This is a genomic window from Capnocytophaga sp. oral taxon 332 str. F0381 (assembly GCF_000318275.2).
GTDB lineage: Bacteria > Bacteroidota > Bacteroidia > Flavobacteriales > Flavobacteriaceae > Capnocytophaga > Capnocytophaga bilenii.
This window is the reverse complement of the sequence record NZ_KB291305.1, coordinates 1-15,255: the sequence shown is the minus strand read 5'-3', so window position 1 is coordinate 15,255 and position 15,255 is coordinate 1. Positions and strand designations below refer to the sequence as shown.

The window sequence follows — 15,255 nt, the reverse complement described above, 5'->3', positions numbered from 1 at the left end:
CATTAATAGTATTCTTCAGAAAAGCCTTCATAGTAGTCTTCTTCATCTACATCAAAATCATTGAACTCGTCTTCAAATTCATTAAAATCATCAGCTACAAAGTTCTTTTCGGGAGCTTCAGCAGGTATGCTCCCCACTGTATTGAGCACCATTGGGTAGGAAGCTCCAGCTTGCTCATCATCAATCTCTACTAAATTCACAAAGAACGTCCACATTTGCATAAAGTCGTAAATGTAAAGGAGCTTGGGGTTGTCTTCACTTACTACCTCATCAATAGTAGTTTCCTCCATTAGGCGTGTTTCGCCACTTTCTGAAACATCAAAGAGGGTAATTTCCTCGCCTTGATTCCAATCATCGTCAGTAAGGTAAAAAGAAGCCATTTCCTCACCTGTAAAGCCGAATGATTGGTTGATAACGTTATGAAAATCTTCTAATGTAGCGTCTTCCTGAATGATAATATCTCTAAATACATCTTCTTTTACATCAAGAATAACTCTGAATTTGTATACCATAATATGATTGATTGTTATTAGTTTTCGTCTTCTTCTTGTAAACCAAGTTCTTTGGTAGATATTTCACGCATTTCTACTTTACGTATTTTGCCTGAAATAGTCATTGGGAACTCTTGTACAAATTTCCAATAGCGGGGCACTTTGTAATGTGCGATACGCCCTTTGCAGAAGTTATGCAATTCTTCTTCGGTGAGGGTAACGCCTTCTTTAGGTTTTATCCACGCCATTACCTCTTCGCCAAATTTCTTGCTTGGTACACCTATTACTTGGGCATCCATAACGCCCTCATAAGTATATAAAAAGTCTTCTATTTCTTTAGGAGAGATATTTTCACCTCCACGAATAATAAGGTCTTTAATACGTCCTGAAATATGCACATAGCCATCATCATCCATCATAGCGAGGTCGCCAGAGTGCATCCAGCGTTGCTCATCTATTACCTGAGCGGTAGCCTGTGGGCTATTCCAATACTTTAGCATTACCGAGTAGCCACGTGTACAAAGCTCGCCGTTCTCGCCTCGCTTTACAATGGCTTTGGTTTCGGGGTTGATAATCTTGATTTCTAAATGGTCGTGAATAGTGCCTACAGAGTGGATTTGTTTTTCAAAAGGAGCTCCTATCTTTGTTTGTGTAGATACGGGTGAGGTTTCGGTCATTCCGTAGCATATAGTAATTTCGTGCATATTCATCTGCTCTTTCACCCGCTTCATAATCTCTGGTGGGCAAAGTGCTCCTGCCATCACCCCTGTGCGCAAGCTGGATAAATCATAAGGATGCCTATCGAGCACATAAAGTTCTGAAATAAACATCGTAGGAACGCCATAAAGAGAAGTACAACGCTCTTTTTCAACTGCTTCCAAAGTACGCGTAGCATCAAAGCTATCATTGGGGATTACCATTGTAGCTCCGTGAGAGGTGCAGCACAAATTGCCTATCACCATACCAAAACAATGATAAAAAGGCACGGGAATACAAACGCGGTCTTTTTCGGTATAATTCATACGAATGCCGATAAAATAGGCGTTATTCAGTATATTATGGTGCGATAAGGTTACTCCTTTAGGGTTACCCGTAGTACCTGAAGTATATTGGATATTTACGGGGTCGTCAAATTGTACTTTGTCTTCGTACTCTTTGAGTTTTTCATCGGATATTTTTTTGCCTTTCTCTAAAAAGCGTTGCCATTCTTCTCCCCAAAAAACTTCTTTGCGCAAGCTTTCTGTAAATTCGCGGGCATCGTCTATCATTTTCCTATAATCACTGCTTTTGAACTTTTCAGCAGCAAACATATAGGCTATTCCTGACTGGTTGATAACGTAAATAAGCTCACTGGTGCGATAGGCGGGGTTGATATTTACCATTATCACGCCTATTTTGGCAGTAGCAAACTGCAGCAGTGTCCATTCACTACAATTAGGAGACCAAATACCTACGCGATCTCCACTTTTTACGCCTAAAGCTATTAATCCTTTGGCAACAGCGGTTACTTGTTCGTAAAATTCGGCATAGGTAGCTCTATAATTTTGATGAGAAACTATAAGCGCTTCCTTATTGGGGTATTTGGCTACCGTTTTGCGCAAGTTTTCATCTATAGTTTCGCCCAATAAGGGTATATTAGAAGCACCATTGGTATAAGCTAATTTTTTCATTATCAAAAAGGTTTTTTATTTAAGTAAATCAGGACGTTTAGCAAGGGTGTGTTTATATGCCATTTCTTCACGCCATTGTTCAATCTTGGGGGTGTTGCCACTAATAAGCACTTCGGGGACTTCCCAGCCTTTATAATTGGCAGGACGAGTGTAAATGGGGGGTGCTAAGAGATTATCCTGAAAGGAATCGGTAAGTGCTGAGGTTTCATCGGAAAGGACACCTGGTATAAGGCGTACAATAGCATCGCAAAGAACTGCCGCACCTAATTCGCCTCCTGAGAGCACATAATCGCCTATAGAGATTTCTTTAGTAATAAAATGGTCGCGCACGCGCTGGTCTACCCCCTTGAAATGCCCACACAAGATAATTAGATTCTCCTTTAATGACAAGGTATTTGCCATTTTTTGGTGTAGTGTTTCGCCATCAGGAGTAAGGTATATAACCTCATCGTAATTGCGTTGTGCTTTAAGAGCACTGATGCATTTATCAATGGGCTCAATCATCATTACCATTCCTGCTCCACCGCCAAACTGGTAGTCATCTACTTGTTTATAGGCATTATTGGCATAGTCGTGTAGGTTATGAAAATGCACCTCTGCTAATCCTTTATCAATAGCACGCTTCATTATAGAAAAGGAGAACGGGCTCTCCATTAGTTCGGGTGCTACTGAAATAATATCAATACGCATTACTAACGGTGTTTATTAATCTCGTCTTGCAATTGTCGGCGTACTTTTTGTTCGCGTTCAATAGCAGCTTTTCTGTAATTTTCGTATTCTTGTTGTAATTCGCCTAATTCATTGATAGAATTTTTGGTAATTACGTTGCTATTGGTGTATTTATAGATATAAAAGGCTAATAATCCTGCTAATATAAGCACAATAACCCACATAATGGTACTATAAACCCCTTTAGAAAGCAATACACCGAAGAAATTAACGCTATCATTTTGGTCTTTTGTTTGGTCGAGGGTAGTTTGTAGCTCGGTGATTTTATCATTTAGTTCTTTTATATTCTGAAGATGGGTAGCTACAGCTTGTTTTTGGGTACTGAGCTGTCCTCTAATGGCATTGATAGTATCAGCCATACTGCGTTGAAAGGTAGCTAATTTGGCTCTATCTAGCATCTTAAAGTTTTGCCAAGCTCCTGATTTATCTACAAGCTGCTGAAATACACCTTCTAAGGTAGTTGGCTTCATTTCTTCTTGTGCGGCTACTACTCCCATAGGGGCATTTTGTGTACGCTGATTGCGTTGATAGTATTCTTGTTGTGCTGATTGAGCAGGCTGTGAATGCCTTGTGGCTGTAGAATCTTGTGCAACTGCAGTATGCAATGCCAAAATACTCAATGATATTATTATTATTTTTTTCATTTTACGAGTTGTTTTTATAAGTCAAGTGTTGGGAGTGTTTGCATCACATTGATAAAATCATCAACAATAGTGAGTCCTTTATCTTGATTGTACCATTTTTGTAAATCCTCTTTAAATTCTGCTGTTAGCGCACCGTGAGCTGCCTTAAAATCCTCTACCATTTGTTTTGCAGTAGAAGGACGCGAGCCCCAATAAGCCAATACATTATCTTGCAAATCTAAGAAAACAACTATAGGAATAGCTTTTCCCCCGTTGGTAAGAAAGAGGTTCATCAGTTCCTCATTTTCGTCTCTAAATACTATTTTCATAGTAAGCTTGGGGTTAAGCTCTGTTATCTTATGCACTACAGGCAAAATCTGTGCTGCATCGGCGCACCAGCTTTCTGTAATAACAAGCAGACAAAGGCTATGAGGGTAGTTTTTGAAAAATGCCGCTTTATCTTCAGGAATAACAATCGTTTTGTCCAATCGCTTGTAACGTTTCTGATTTAGTGCAGTATAATGTATGCGATCCTCAGTTTGTTCTGTACCACTACTCTTCCCCTCTGCTTCATATTTATCAATAAGATGACGATAGGTTTCATACGAAACAGATTTCAATAAGCTATCTCTAATTATCATTGTTTTTTTGGTTTTATAGTTTTAAAGTTATGACTTTTTTACGATGCTATTTGCAATGCCGATTTATTGAGTTTATCCTCGGCATATTCTTTAGTAACAGTAAGGTTTTTTACACCAGTATTGGGTAGCTCGAACATTGCATCGGTGAGGATATTCTCACAGAGGGAACGCAAGCCACGAGCACCGAGCTTGTATTCTAGGGCTTTATCAACTATGAAGTCGAGAGCTCCTTCAGTAATCTCGAAGTGGATACCGTCCATTTCAAACAGTTTTTTGTACTGTTTGATAATAGCGTTTTTAGGCTCGGTGAGTATCATTCTCAGTGTTTGCTTATCAAGAGGGTTCATATAGGTAAGCACTGGCAGACGCCCAATAATTTCGGGTATTAAGCCAAAATCTTTGAGGTCTTTAGGAATGATATACTGCACTAAGTTTTTACGGTCTATCTGTGTATTTTTAGATGAGTTGTAACCTACAGCTTGCATATTCAAGCGTTTAGAGATAACGCGCTCAATACCATCAAAAGCACCACCAGCAATAAAAAGAATATGTTCGGTATTGACTTCTATGTACTTTTGGTCGGGGTGTTTTCTACCGCCTTTAGGGGGTACATTTACCACCGAGCCTTCTAAGAGCTTTAAGAGTGCTTGTTGCACGCCTTCGCCTGAAACATCGCGGGTAATAGAAGGGTTATCACTCTTGCGAGCTATTTTATCAATTTCATCAATAAATACGATACCACGTTCGGCTTTAGCCACATCATAGTCGGCTGCTTGTAGAAGGCGTGATAAGATACTTTCTACGTCTTCGCCCACATAGCCTGCTTCGGTAAGCACAGTAGCATCAACAATTGCGATAGGCACGTTGAGCATTTTGGCAATAGTGCGAGCTACTAAGGTTTTGCCTGTACCTGTTTCGCCTACCATTATCACATTGCTCTTTTGTATTTCAACCTCATCGTCTATATTGGGTTGATTTAGGCGTTTGTAGTGGTTATACACCGCTACAGAGAGTATTTTTTTAGTAAAATCTTGCCCAATGACGTATTGGTCGAGGAAATGTTTAATTTCTTGTGGTGTTTTTAAGGTAAGCTCACCAAGAGTGGCTTTGTTATCTTTTGTTTTTTTGTTGCTGAGTGCTTCGCCGATGATGATATTGCACTGATCTACACAATAATTGCATATATTACCAGCCATACCTCTTATAAGTAGTTCGGTTTCAGCTTCAGCACGCCCACAGAATGAGCAGTAGTCTTCTTGTTTTTTAGCCATTATTTTCGTTCTAATACTTCGTCAATCATACCATAGTCTTTAGCCTCGCGTGCTATCATCCAATAGTCGCGTTCGGAGTCTTTATAGACTTTAGTGAAAGGCTGTTTTGTGTGTTTGGCAATGATTTCGTAAAGTTCGTTTTTAATTTTTAACATCTCTTTCAAGTTGATTTCCATATCGCTGGCAACTCCTTGTGCACCCCCCGATGGTTGGTGTATCATCACGCGTGAGTGAGGTAGTGCTGAACGCTTTCCTTGCGCACCTGCACACAATAAAACTGCCGACATAGAGGCTGCCATACCTGTACAGATAGTAGCTACATCGGGTTTGATGAATTGCATAGTGTCGTAGATACCTAATCCTGCATATACACTACCGCCGGGTGAATTGATATAAATTTGAATATCCTTACCGCTATCTACGCTTTCAAGGAAGAGTAATTGAGCGGTGATGATGTTGGCTACTTGGTCATTTACATCGGTGCCGAGGAAGATGATTCTATCCATCATTAGGCGAGAGAAAACGTCCATTTGGGCTACATTTAGCTGGCGTTCTTCCATAATATATGGAGTCATACTTGCGATAATTTTATCGTAGTATAGACTATTGATACCGCGCTCTTTGGTAGCGTATTTTTTAAATTCGTCTGTTAAGTTCATTTTTTATATTGTTAGGTATGTTAGTACGCAAAGTCCAAAATTGTCAAAAAAGTAGTTATCATACTTTATTTTGACAATTTTGGACTGGTTATTTGTAGTCTTTATAGGGTTTTATTCGGGAAATGCTAATTTCACGAACTCGTCAAAAGTTACTTTTTTGGTATTGATATTGACGTTTTGTTTATAGAAATCTATCAATTTTTGGAATACTACTTGTTGCTGGATACGTTGCACTTCGTTACGGTCTTTTAGTAACTTAGCTACGATGTCATTCACATAGTCTTCGTCTTGGGCATTGAAGCCGTATTGTATCAATTGTGCTTTCACGTAATTAGCAGCGAAGTTTTTCAAATCGTCAGGAGTGGGTTGCAATCCGTTATCGTTAAGTATTTTTTCTTCGATAAGTTGGTAGCGTAAGCCTTTTTCTGAACGTTCATACTCTTCATTAGCTTCTTGTTCGGTAAGCTCTTTTTCACCTGAAGTGCGCAACCATTTTCTCAAAAACTGAGATGGGAGCTTGAATTTAGTATTATCTACTAAATAATCGGTTACGGTGTTCAAGAAGTGCTGGTCAGCTTGTTCTGTATATTGGTGTTGTGCTCCTTCTTTAATTTTTTCGCGCAATTGAGCTTCCTCGGTAACGCTACCGTCAGGGAATAACTTGCTGAACAATTCGGCATCTAAAGCAGCAGGTTCACGCTCATTGATTTCTTCTAAGGTGAAAGTAACTTCGATGTCTAAATGATGTGCTTCATCGTGAGATACTTTTAGGTAGTGCATTAGGCTATGTGCATCAGCAAACAGACCTTTGGTTTGCAATGAATATTGGTCGCCTATTTTTTTGCCTATGAACAGCTTGCGGGCATCATCAGAAAGAGCTGATAGAGGGAATGTAGCTTGTGTATCAATACCTTTTTCTTCGTTGAAGAATGTTCCGCTTACTTCTATTCCGTCTTTATCGGCTACTTCTCCTTTGGCTACGAGCTTGCCAAATTGTTTTTGTATATTGGCAATTTGGTTGTCGATAACTTTATCATCTACAGTAATTTCGTAGTAATCTAAGGGGGTTGCAGGTTTAAGATTTACTTCAATAGCAGGTGCTAAACCTATTTCGAAATCAAAAGAGAAGTCATCGGCATCTAAATTGATGTCTTGTTTTTCTTTGGGTAGTGGATTGGCTAAAATATTGAGTTTTTCGTCTGCCAAATATTTATATAAAGCATCTTGAAGAACTTTATTGATTTCGTCAAACTTGATAGCTTTACCATATTGGCGTTTAATCATACTTGCGGGTACGTGTCCTTTTCTAAAACCTGGTACGTTGGCGGTTTTTCTGTAATTGGCAATGGTTTCCTCTACTTGAGTGTTGTAATCTGCTTTCTCTACATTGATTGTGATAACGGCATTCAAATCATCGATTTGAGTTTTTGATATATTCATTTCTTTAAATATTTATCTAACTAAACTTTTCAGCTTGCAAAGGTACAACAAAATATTTAAATATGCAATAGTTTTAAAAAATATTTATAATTGTGGTACCCTATCTAGCTACACTAACTCGGTGCGAGCTGCACAGGCTTCACATACTCAGCTGCGCCAGCTCGCTGACTTTCCTTCGCTTATCCTTCGCTCAACCTTCGGTGAGGTACACAATCAGATTAGTTATTCAAAGGAAAGTATTAATTTTTTGAATAAAGGTTAGAATTTGGGGAGTTCCCAATGGTATTTGAGGGAGAGTAAGCGTACAGTGATGACTACTACTATAGTAATGAATATCACGAGGTTATGTGGCATAAAGCTATTGATAAGAAAATAAACGGTTCCGCCAGCAATGCAGGCTGTGGCGTAGATTTCTTTGTGGAAGAGTGCAGGGAGCTTGTTGGCAAGGATGTCGCGAATTACGCCGCCAAAGCTGCCTGTCATTGTGCCTAAAATAATGGCAATGGTGGGCGAAAGTTCGTATCTGAGGGCTTTTTCTATGCCTATAATCGTAAAAACGCCTAAACCTATTGCATCAAATAGCAACAGCCATCTGCCCCATTGGTCTGCCATCTTATTTTTAAAAAGTAGTGTGATGACTACACTTACTACAATCATCACGATATAAATATGGTCGCGCATCCAAAAGACGGGTATGTAGCCTATGAGTACATCGCGGAGTGTTCCTCCGCCTACGCCTGTAACAAAGGCTAAGATGAGCATTCCAAACACATCCATACGGCGTTCCATTGCTATGAGTACGCCCGAAACGCCAAATACGGCTGTACCAATAATATCCCAAAGATAAATTTGGTCTATTTGCGAGAAAAATGTTATTATATTCAATTTGTGTAATGTATTAGTTTATTGCCAAATTTGTGTGAGTAGCCAAGTGTCGTTGTGAGGGGCGAAAAGAAGTGTAAATCCTTCTTCTGTATTTTTACAACATACGCTATCGGGGTAATAAGTAAAAGTATAGGTTTGCAACTCGTTGATATTCTTTGTAATAAGTTCTTGTTCTTCTTGCAGAATCAGGCTGCCATCGGGGGTAGTGGTGAGCGTGGTGAGCTGGTCGGCTAAATGCTGTTGCCTGAAGAGCATATTGGCAGTGAATTGCTTGAAGAAGGTGGGGAAGTTTTTTTGTTGTTGGGCTTGTTGGGCTTGTTGTTGTTGGTAGGTAGTATAGGGAATGAGTTCTTTCGCTGGAGTTGTTATGGATATATCGTTGCAATTGTTCTTGGCTACCAAATAGGTAGCTATTGGTAACTGGGTGTAGGATAGATTGTAACTCAGCTTGATGCGATAGTAGGTATTTTTGAGGACTACTATAGTGTCTTGGGTGTATTGTATGCGCTCTTTACCTGATAGGGCTTTGGATTGTTGTATTTTGGCTTGTACTTCGGGGAGCGCCCAAACGCTTTGCTGGGCGGTAGTTATATTGCATTCTTTTTTAAGAAGACTACTGGCATTTTCGCAGGAAAGAAGCATACTTGTTACGAGGATAAGAATGGCGTATTTTGTCATTTTTGGGTTCAAAAAATGGGCTATTGAATTTTGAGGGCAAAAGTAAAAATATTTTTTAATTTATGGGCTAAAAGTTGTTTTATTTTTCTATATTTGCGGCAAATTTTTTCTCTTATGGATGCTTATTCACCTAAACAACCTCAACAATCGCAAAAAACGTTTATTGCTATTGGCTTAGTTGTATTTGCAGCTGTTGCTTTGCTACTTTTCTTTAGTCGTGAAACGGCTGAGGAGGAGACACTGCCTGCGACTACTTATGATCATAGTCCTATTTTGGCTGCTGAAGAACCTGATGACGAGGTAGGAGCGGTTGTTAATACGCCAAATGAAGATGGGCAACAACCCCCAGAAGATAGTGTATTGCAACCTGACTTATACCCTTATTTTCCTAATGGAAAATGTAGAGGCGAGACTGATATACATTGTTTTAAGGAGGAATTAGACAGATTTGTAGCTGATAATCTTTTTTATCCTGAAGAGGCTATTGAGCGGAATGAGCAAGGAAGGGTAATGATTACCTTTCAGATAGATGCTGATGGAAATGTGCAGATACTGAAGGCAGATAGTAGATACCAAAGTTTGCTGGAAGAAGGGGTACGCATCATTGAGAAGTTACCCCGTCTTCAGCCTGCTTATAAAGACGGTAAATTTGTAGCTTATACAGTGAGGTATCCTATAAATTTTAGGCTGGAATAAACTCAAAGCGTACCATTCCGTCAGCATCTATTTTGGTAAGGCGTACTTTGTGGAGTGTATTGACTAAGGCGGGATCCCAAGGGGCTTTTACCTTGACGTAATTCTCGGTAAAGCCGTGTATATAGCCTTGCTTGTTGTCGCTTTCAAAAAGTACGGTTTTTTCTTTGCCTAACTGGCTTTCGTAAAAGGCATTGCGTTTTTTTGCCGATAGCCCTCGCAACATTTTGCTACGTTTGGCACGTACGGCATCGGGTACTACCCCGTCCATCAGTACGGCTTCGGTATTATCTCTCTCGGAATAGGTGAATACGTGCAGGTAGGATATATCTAACTCATTGAGGAAATGGTAGGTTTCTAAGAAGTGTTCATCGGTTTCACCGGGGAAGCCTACAATGACATCTACACCGATACAGGCATCGGGCATTACTTCGCGTATTTTGGCTACTCTGCTAACATATAATTCTCGCAAATAGCGGCGTTTCATCTTCTTGAGTATATCATTGCTGCCGCTTTGTAATGGGATATGAAAATGAGGCACAAAGGCTTTGGATTGTGCTATAAAATCAATGGTCTCGTCTTTAATTAGGTTAGGTTCTATAGAAGAGATGCGCAAGCGTTCTATCCCTTCTACCTTATCAAGTGCTTGCACCAACTCCAAAAAGGTGTGCTCGTGCTTTTTATTGCCAAATTCTCCTTTGCCGTAATCGCCTATGTTTACGCCTGTAAGTACGATTTCTTTAATCCCTTTTTCTGAAATTTTTTTGGCATTGGCAAGTATGTTCTCAATAGTATCACTGCGCGAAATACCGCGTGCCATTGGGATAGTGCAATAGGTGCACTTATAATCGCAGCCGTCTTGCACTTTGAGGAAAGCACGGGTACGGTCGCCTATGGAGTAGCTACCCACATAGAAGTCGGTTTCGGCTATTTCGCAAGAATGGACGATACCTTCGTTGTTTTTGGTAAGGTCGTCTATATATTGAGTTATATTGAATTTTTCTTTAGCACCGAGTACCAAATCTACACCATCTACAGAAGCGAGTTCTTCGGGCTTGAGCTGGGCATAGCAACCTACGGCAGCTAAAAAGGCTTTAGGGTTTGTTTTCAGTGCCTTGCGTACTATTTGTTTGAATTGTTTATCGGCATTTTCGGTTACCGAGCAAGTATTGATAACGTATATATCGGCAGGGTCTTCAAAATCAACACGGGTATAACCATCTTCTTCAAAGCTACGTGCTATAGTAGAAGTTTCGGCGAAGTTGAGTTTGCAGCCTAAGGTGTAGAATGCTACTTTTTTTTTGTTTATCATTTTTTTAGTGATTAGTAGTTATAAAAATATTGGGTAGATAGCGTGTTATTAGTTTTCAAAAAAGTCTCTTTCAACAAAGTATTGTATAATGGCTTTTTTCATCAGTATGGTTTGTTCACCAGGTTTTAGAGCTGGGAGTTCTTGTACTAATTCATAGTGAGGCCAGCCATCGGGGTCGGTAAATTGATATTGATAATAACCAAAGGGTTCTAACAGCTTACAAATGGCGATGTGCATCAGGTCTACTTTTTCGTCTTTCTCATATTTACGCCCTAATTGCCCTAATTCTTGTATGCCTATCAGGTATATGATAGCATCTACATCAAGGGTTTCTCCTTCGGTAAAAATATGCGAAAGGCGTTCTACTATTTCGTTCCAACGCTCTCTTAGCAAGGTGTAATCTTCCATAATTCTTATTTTAGGGCGCAAAGGTATTAAAAAATAATGAATTAGGAGTAACTATATAAAAAAACACTGCTAAAGAAAAGTGGCTTTAGCAGTGCTTTTTAGTTCTAAAACTATTTATTAATATCTTCCTTTTAGGTATAAATAGCCTCTTTCGTCTGTTTCTCTACCGCGCTTATCGGTATATTTGAGGATATAGAAGTAAGTGCCTGAAGGTAATAATTGTGCGCCTTCGGTATTGCTTATTCCTCTAAAAGAGCGGTGGTTGTTGTCATAATTCTGTTGTTCAAAGACTACTTTACCCTGACCGTTGAATATATAAACTTTATTGCTTGGGTAACATTCTATATTTTTTATATAGAAAAAGTCGTTAGCATCATCATTATTAGCCGAAACAGCATTAAATATCTCTATTTTACAAGGTACTTCGTTCTCGCATTCATTGCGGATACTAAATACAGTTTCTTTTGATGAACAATCATCGGGAGTACGAGCTGCTACGGCATATACCAATTCTGGCTGTGCTCCTAAGATGACCCCTGCATCGGTTACAGATAACAATGGATCGGTAAACACATAGCGGTAAGCAGGATTATAGTTGGTTATATAAGCTGCTCCTTCACTATCACAAGTGCGTGCCACTATAGCCACTCTTGGCTGATATGAACGCTCTGGCATAATAAGAACTGCATCGGAAGTAGATTGACATACTCCATTGCTTGCTGTTACTGTTACGCTAAAGGTATGAGTAACGCTATTTTCGGGGAAGACAAGGATACCTGTATCTTTGGTTACCCCTCCAAAAGGATGAACGGTGTAAGTAAACTCCTTATTGTAATTCTTCACGAAAGCAATTGTACCCATATTACAATTTTCTTTGGCTACACTCAAGACTGGTTTCTCAAATCCTGATGTTGAGGGTTGTAGTCTAAAGTTTTCGGAAGTTGCAGCACAACCATTATGGAAAGCTCGTACTCTATAATATGTATTGGTAGGAGGTGCCATAACTCTACCATCAGGGGTGATTGTTCCTGTAGGCAATACTTCATATTCGTAATCGGGGTTGAAGTTGGTAATACGAGCAAAGCCCACAGCTCCACAGCCTCCTGGTATAAGGAGTATTTCGGGTTGTTCTACTCCATTAAGCTTAGGCTGTATAGTAAAGCCTTCAGAGGTAGCACTACATCCTTTGTAATGAGCTGTTACGTAAGTAAATATATTCTTACTTGCCTTGATATTTCCGTTGGCATCTACACTACCATTAGGGAATACGGTATACTGATAGATAGGATTATAGTTGGCTACATAAGCACTTCCTTCCTCACCACAAATAGCGGCTTGGGTTATAACTACGGGTTTTTCTGAAATTACTTTGGCAGCTTGTATGCTAAACTCTCTCGAAATTACTTGGCAACCTGCTGCATTAGTAACTGATACCCTATATACACCTTCACCTACTGAAATAACTGCATTATCTAATACTGTGCTTTTATTACCTTCTAAAAGAGTATAAGTAAAGTTACTATCATAGTTTGTAATCTTGGCACTACCAGCCTCGCCACAAGTTGCTGGCGTAGTAACTATCGCAGGTGCTTTTGGCATTGCTTCTTCAGCCTCAATAGTGAAAGCGGTACTTACCTTGCACGAACCATTATTAACACTTAGCACATAATTACCTGCACCTGCTATAATTGTTCCGTCATAATGTACTCGCCCGCTAGGGGTAAGTACGTATTTATCAGTATAACGACGGTCGTAATTAGCTATACGAGCCTTGCCTATCTCGCCACAAGTAGCCGAAGTAGTTACTACGATAGGAGTCGCAGGAATTTCATTCGCTCTTTGAACAACAAACAGCTCTGACGACTTTTTGCAATAACCATTACTTACCACTACATTGTAACTACCACCTGCTGTAACCGAAATAACTCCGTCAGCAAGTACCACATTACCTTCTCTTTTTGGCAAAACAGTATAAGATAATTGAGGATCGTAATTACTGATACGAGCACTACCTGCTACACCACAATCAGGGGCTGTAACTATCACTGTTGGTTGTGCTGGGATAGCTCGTTCTGCTTCAATCTCAAAGCTTACTGTAGCTTCGCAACTACCATTGCTCACCTTGAGTTGGTATTTACCTGCTGTAGCCGAGATAACACCTCCTGCTGTAATAGTAGCTTCAGGAGTAAAACTATAAGTGTATTCTCCTCTATAGTTACGTATCACTGCACTTCCTTTTGTACCACAAGAAGCATTGTAAACTGTTATCTTTGGCTGGGCAGGAGCTTCTTTTTGAGGGTTGATATCAAAAATTGATGAATTAGCACTACAACCATTATTATTCGTAGCTATAACAATATACCTTCCCACTGTTGCCGAGATAACACCACCTTGTAATATTTCCCCTGCCGGACTTAATTTATATTGCAAAGCAGGGTCGTAATTACTTATACGTACTAATGAAGGGGCTGCACAAGTAGCAGCTACTTCTTCTTTTATGGTAGGTACTGCAGGAGGCAATAACTGTGCTTTTATCTCAAAAGGATCACTTTGCGCAGTACAGCTACCATTGCTCACTATAAGCACATAGTTATTAGCAGTTGCTGAAATCACTCCGTTACTAAGTATCTCATTACCTGCAATAGCTGGTGAAAGTTCGTAATTTAAGCTATTATCGTAATTCTTTATCAATACGTCGGTTACACCACCACAAGTAGCAGGTAAAACTCTCAATTCAGGTTTTGCAGGCAATACTTTTTCTTTGCCTATATGAAACTCACTTGTAGTAACTGCACAGTCGCCATTGCTAACTTCCAACTGATAGGTTCCTTCAGTAGCTTCTATATGTAATGAGTTGATTGATTTTCTAACTCCTGATTTTGAAATCAGTGTATAATTAAAGTTCTTATCATAATCACGGATGCGTATATCATTCGCTATACCACAACCGGCTTCTGTTATAAAATCTATTTTAGGCAAGGCAGGTATCTTCTTAGCCTCTTCTATCACAAAGGTTGTAGAAGTAGCCACACAGCCATTAGCATTGCGTACTACTACTTGGTAAGTACCCGCAGTCATTGATAAGTTCGCAGTATTAATAGCACTGCTCTTAACTGCTGCTCCTGTAGCTGATAGAGCTACCAATCGATAACGCAAATTGCTGTTGTAGTTATCTATATAAGCTTTACCTTGAGCTCCACAACTTGCAGGAGTTGTACGTACTACAGGTGCTACAACGCCCTCTTTAGCAGCCTCCACTACAAACTGAGCCTCTTCACTATCGCAACTGCCATTGTTTACTAACAAAGTATATTTCCCAGCTTCATTAATTTCAGCACTAGTAAGCTTTTCTGTAACTGTTCCGTTATACAATTTATATGTAAGATTATGGTCGTAGCCCTTAATAATAGCCTTACCTGATACACCACAAGCAGGTGCATCTACCCATACATCAGGCTTTTGAGGTATCTTTTTAGCCTCTTCTATCACAAAGGTTGTAGAAGTAGCCACACAGCCATTAGCATTGCGTACTACTACTTGGTAAGTACCCGCAGTCATTGATAAGTTCGCAGTATTAATAGCACTGCTCTTAACTGCTGCTCCTGTAGCTGATAGTGCTACCAACTGATAAGTCAATTTTTCGTTATAGTTATCTATACGAGCCTTACCTATCTCGCCACAAGTAGCCGAAGTTGTAGTTACTTTAGGTGCTGTAACATTTTCTTTAGCTGCTGCTACTGTAAAATGAACCTCTT

General features: G+C 39.7%; 14 protein-coding genes. 1 reads left to right on the top strand and 13 read right to left on the bottom strand.

Going from position 1 to position 15,255, the window contains the following annotated elements; translation table 11 throughout:
- Nucleotides 1-2 precede the first annotated feature (2 nt).
- The 10 genes from HMPREF9075_RS05820 to HMPREF9075_RS05770 all read right to left on the bottom strand — a co-directional run bounded on the left by HMPREF9075_RS05820 (nt 3) and on the right by HMPREF9075_RS05770 (nt 9,087).
- Nucleotides 3-512: a hypothetical protein gene (locus HMPREF9075_RS05820; protein WP_009415561.1), complete on the bottom strand. Its 510-nt coding sequence runs from the start codon at nt 510-512 to the stop codon at nt 3-5.
- Nucleotides 513-529: 17 nt separating this feature from the next.
- The gene (locus HMPREF9075_RS05815) at nt 530-2,164 is read right to left on the bottom strand and encodes an AMP-binding protein (RefSeq protein ID WP_034557031.1); all 1,635 of its coding nucleotides are present in this window, start codon (nt 2,162-2,164) and stop codon (nt 530-532) included.
- A 12-nt stretch (nt 2,165-2,176) separates the two neighbouring features.
- Nucleotides 2,177-2,851, bottom strand: coding sequence for a tRNA (guanosine(37)-N1)-methyltransferase TrmD (gene trmD / locus HMPREF9075_RS05810; RefSeq protein ID WP_009415559.1), 675 nt, complete (start codon nt 2,849-2,851; stop codon nt 2,177-2,179).
- Between the two features lie 2 nt (nt 2,852-2,853).
- Entirely contained in the window at nt 2,854-3,534 is a 681-nt protein-coding gene (locus HMPREF9075_RS05805) for a hypothetical protein (RefSeq protein ID WP_009415558.1), read from the bottom strand.
- A 14-nt stretch (nt 3,535-3,548) separates the two neighbouring features.
- Entirely contained in the window at nt 3,549-4,154 is a 606-nt protein-coding gene (locus tag HMPREF9075_RS05800) for a thioredoxin family protein (protein ID WP_009415557.1), read from the bottom strand.
- 38 nt (nt 4,155-4,192) lie between these two features.
- The gene (gene clpX / locus HMPREF9075_RS05795; RefSeq protein WP_009415556.1) at nt 4,193-5,425 is read right to left on the bottom strand and encodes an ATP-dependent Clp protease ATP-binding subunit ClpX; all 1,233 of its coding nucleotides are present in this window, start codon (nt 5,423-5,425) and stop codon (nt 4,193-4,195) included.
- On the bottom strand, nt 5,425-6,084 hold the full coding sequence (clpP, locus tag HMPREF9075_RS05790; protein ID WP_009415555.1) for an ATP-dependent Clp endopeptidase proteolytic subunit ClpP: 660 nt from the start codon (nt 6,082-6,084) through the stop codon (nt 5,425-5,427). The genes clpX and clpP overlap by 1 nt, the downstream gene beginning before the upstream one ends.
- A gap of 111 nt (nt 6,085-6,195) precedes the next feature.
- Complete coding sequence (gene tig / locus HMPREF9075_RS05785) at nt 6,196-7,524, bottom strand: trigger factor (RefSeq protein WP_009415554.1); 1,329 nt, start codon at nt 7,522-7,524, stop codon at nt 6,196-6,198.
- Between the two features lie 258 nt (nt 7,525-7,782).
- Nucleotides 7,783-8,409 carry a trimeric intracellular cation channel family protein gene (locus HMPREF9075_RS05775; RefSeq protein WP_009415552.1) on the bottom strand — a complete coding sequence of 209 codons (627 nt, stop codon included), beginning with the start codon at nt 8,407-8,409 and terminating at the stop codon, nt 7,783-7,785.
- Nucleotides 8,410-8,427: 18 nt separating this feature from the next.
- On the bottom strand, nt 8,428-9,087 hold the full coding sequence (locus tag HMPREF9075_RS05770) for a hypothetical protein (RefSeq protein ID WP_009415551.1): 660 nt from the start codon (nt 9,085-9,087) through the stop codon (nt 8,428-8,430).
- Between the two features lie 114 nt (nt 9,088-9,201).
- Between HMPREF9075_RS05770 and HMPREF9075_RS12570 the strand changes: the two genes are divergently transcribed.
- Complete coding sequence (locus tag HMPREF9075_RS12570; RefSeq protein ID WP_009415550.1) at nt 9,202-9,783, top strand: energy transducer TonB; 582 nt, start codon at nt 9,202-9,204, stop codon at nt 9,781-9,783.
- Here the strand turns inward: HMPREF9075_RS12570 and mtaB are convergent.
- From mtaB to HMPREF9075_RS05750, 3 genes are all read right to left on the bottom strand, one after another.
- Complete coding sequence (mtaB, locus tag HMPREF9075_RS05760; RefSeq protein WP_009415549.1) at nt 9,770-11,092, bottom strand: tRNA (N(6)-L-threonylcarbamoyladenosine(37)-C(2))-methylthiotransferase MtaB; 1,323 nt, start codon at nt 11,090-11,092, stop codon at nt 9,770-9,772. The genes HMPREF9075_RS12570 and mtaB overlap by 14 nt on opposite strands.
- A gap of 48 nt (nt 11,093-11,140) precedes the next feature.
- Nucleotides 11,141-11,500, bottom strand: a complete 360-nt coding sequence (locus HMPREF9075_RS05755) for a hypothetical protein (protein ID WP_009415548.1) — start codon at nt 11,498-11,500, stop codon at nt 11,141-11,143.
- A gap of 117 nt (nt 11,501-11,617) precedes the next feature.
- Nucleotides 11,618-15,255: gliding motility-associated C-terminal domain-containing protein (locus HMPREF9075_RS05750; RefSeq protein WP_009415547.1), on the bottom strand; the 3,638-nt coding region annotated here is incomplete at its 5' end.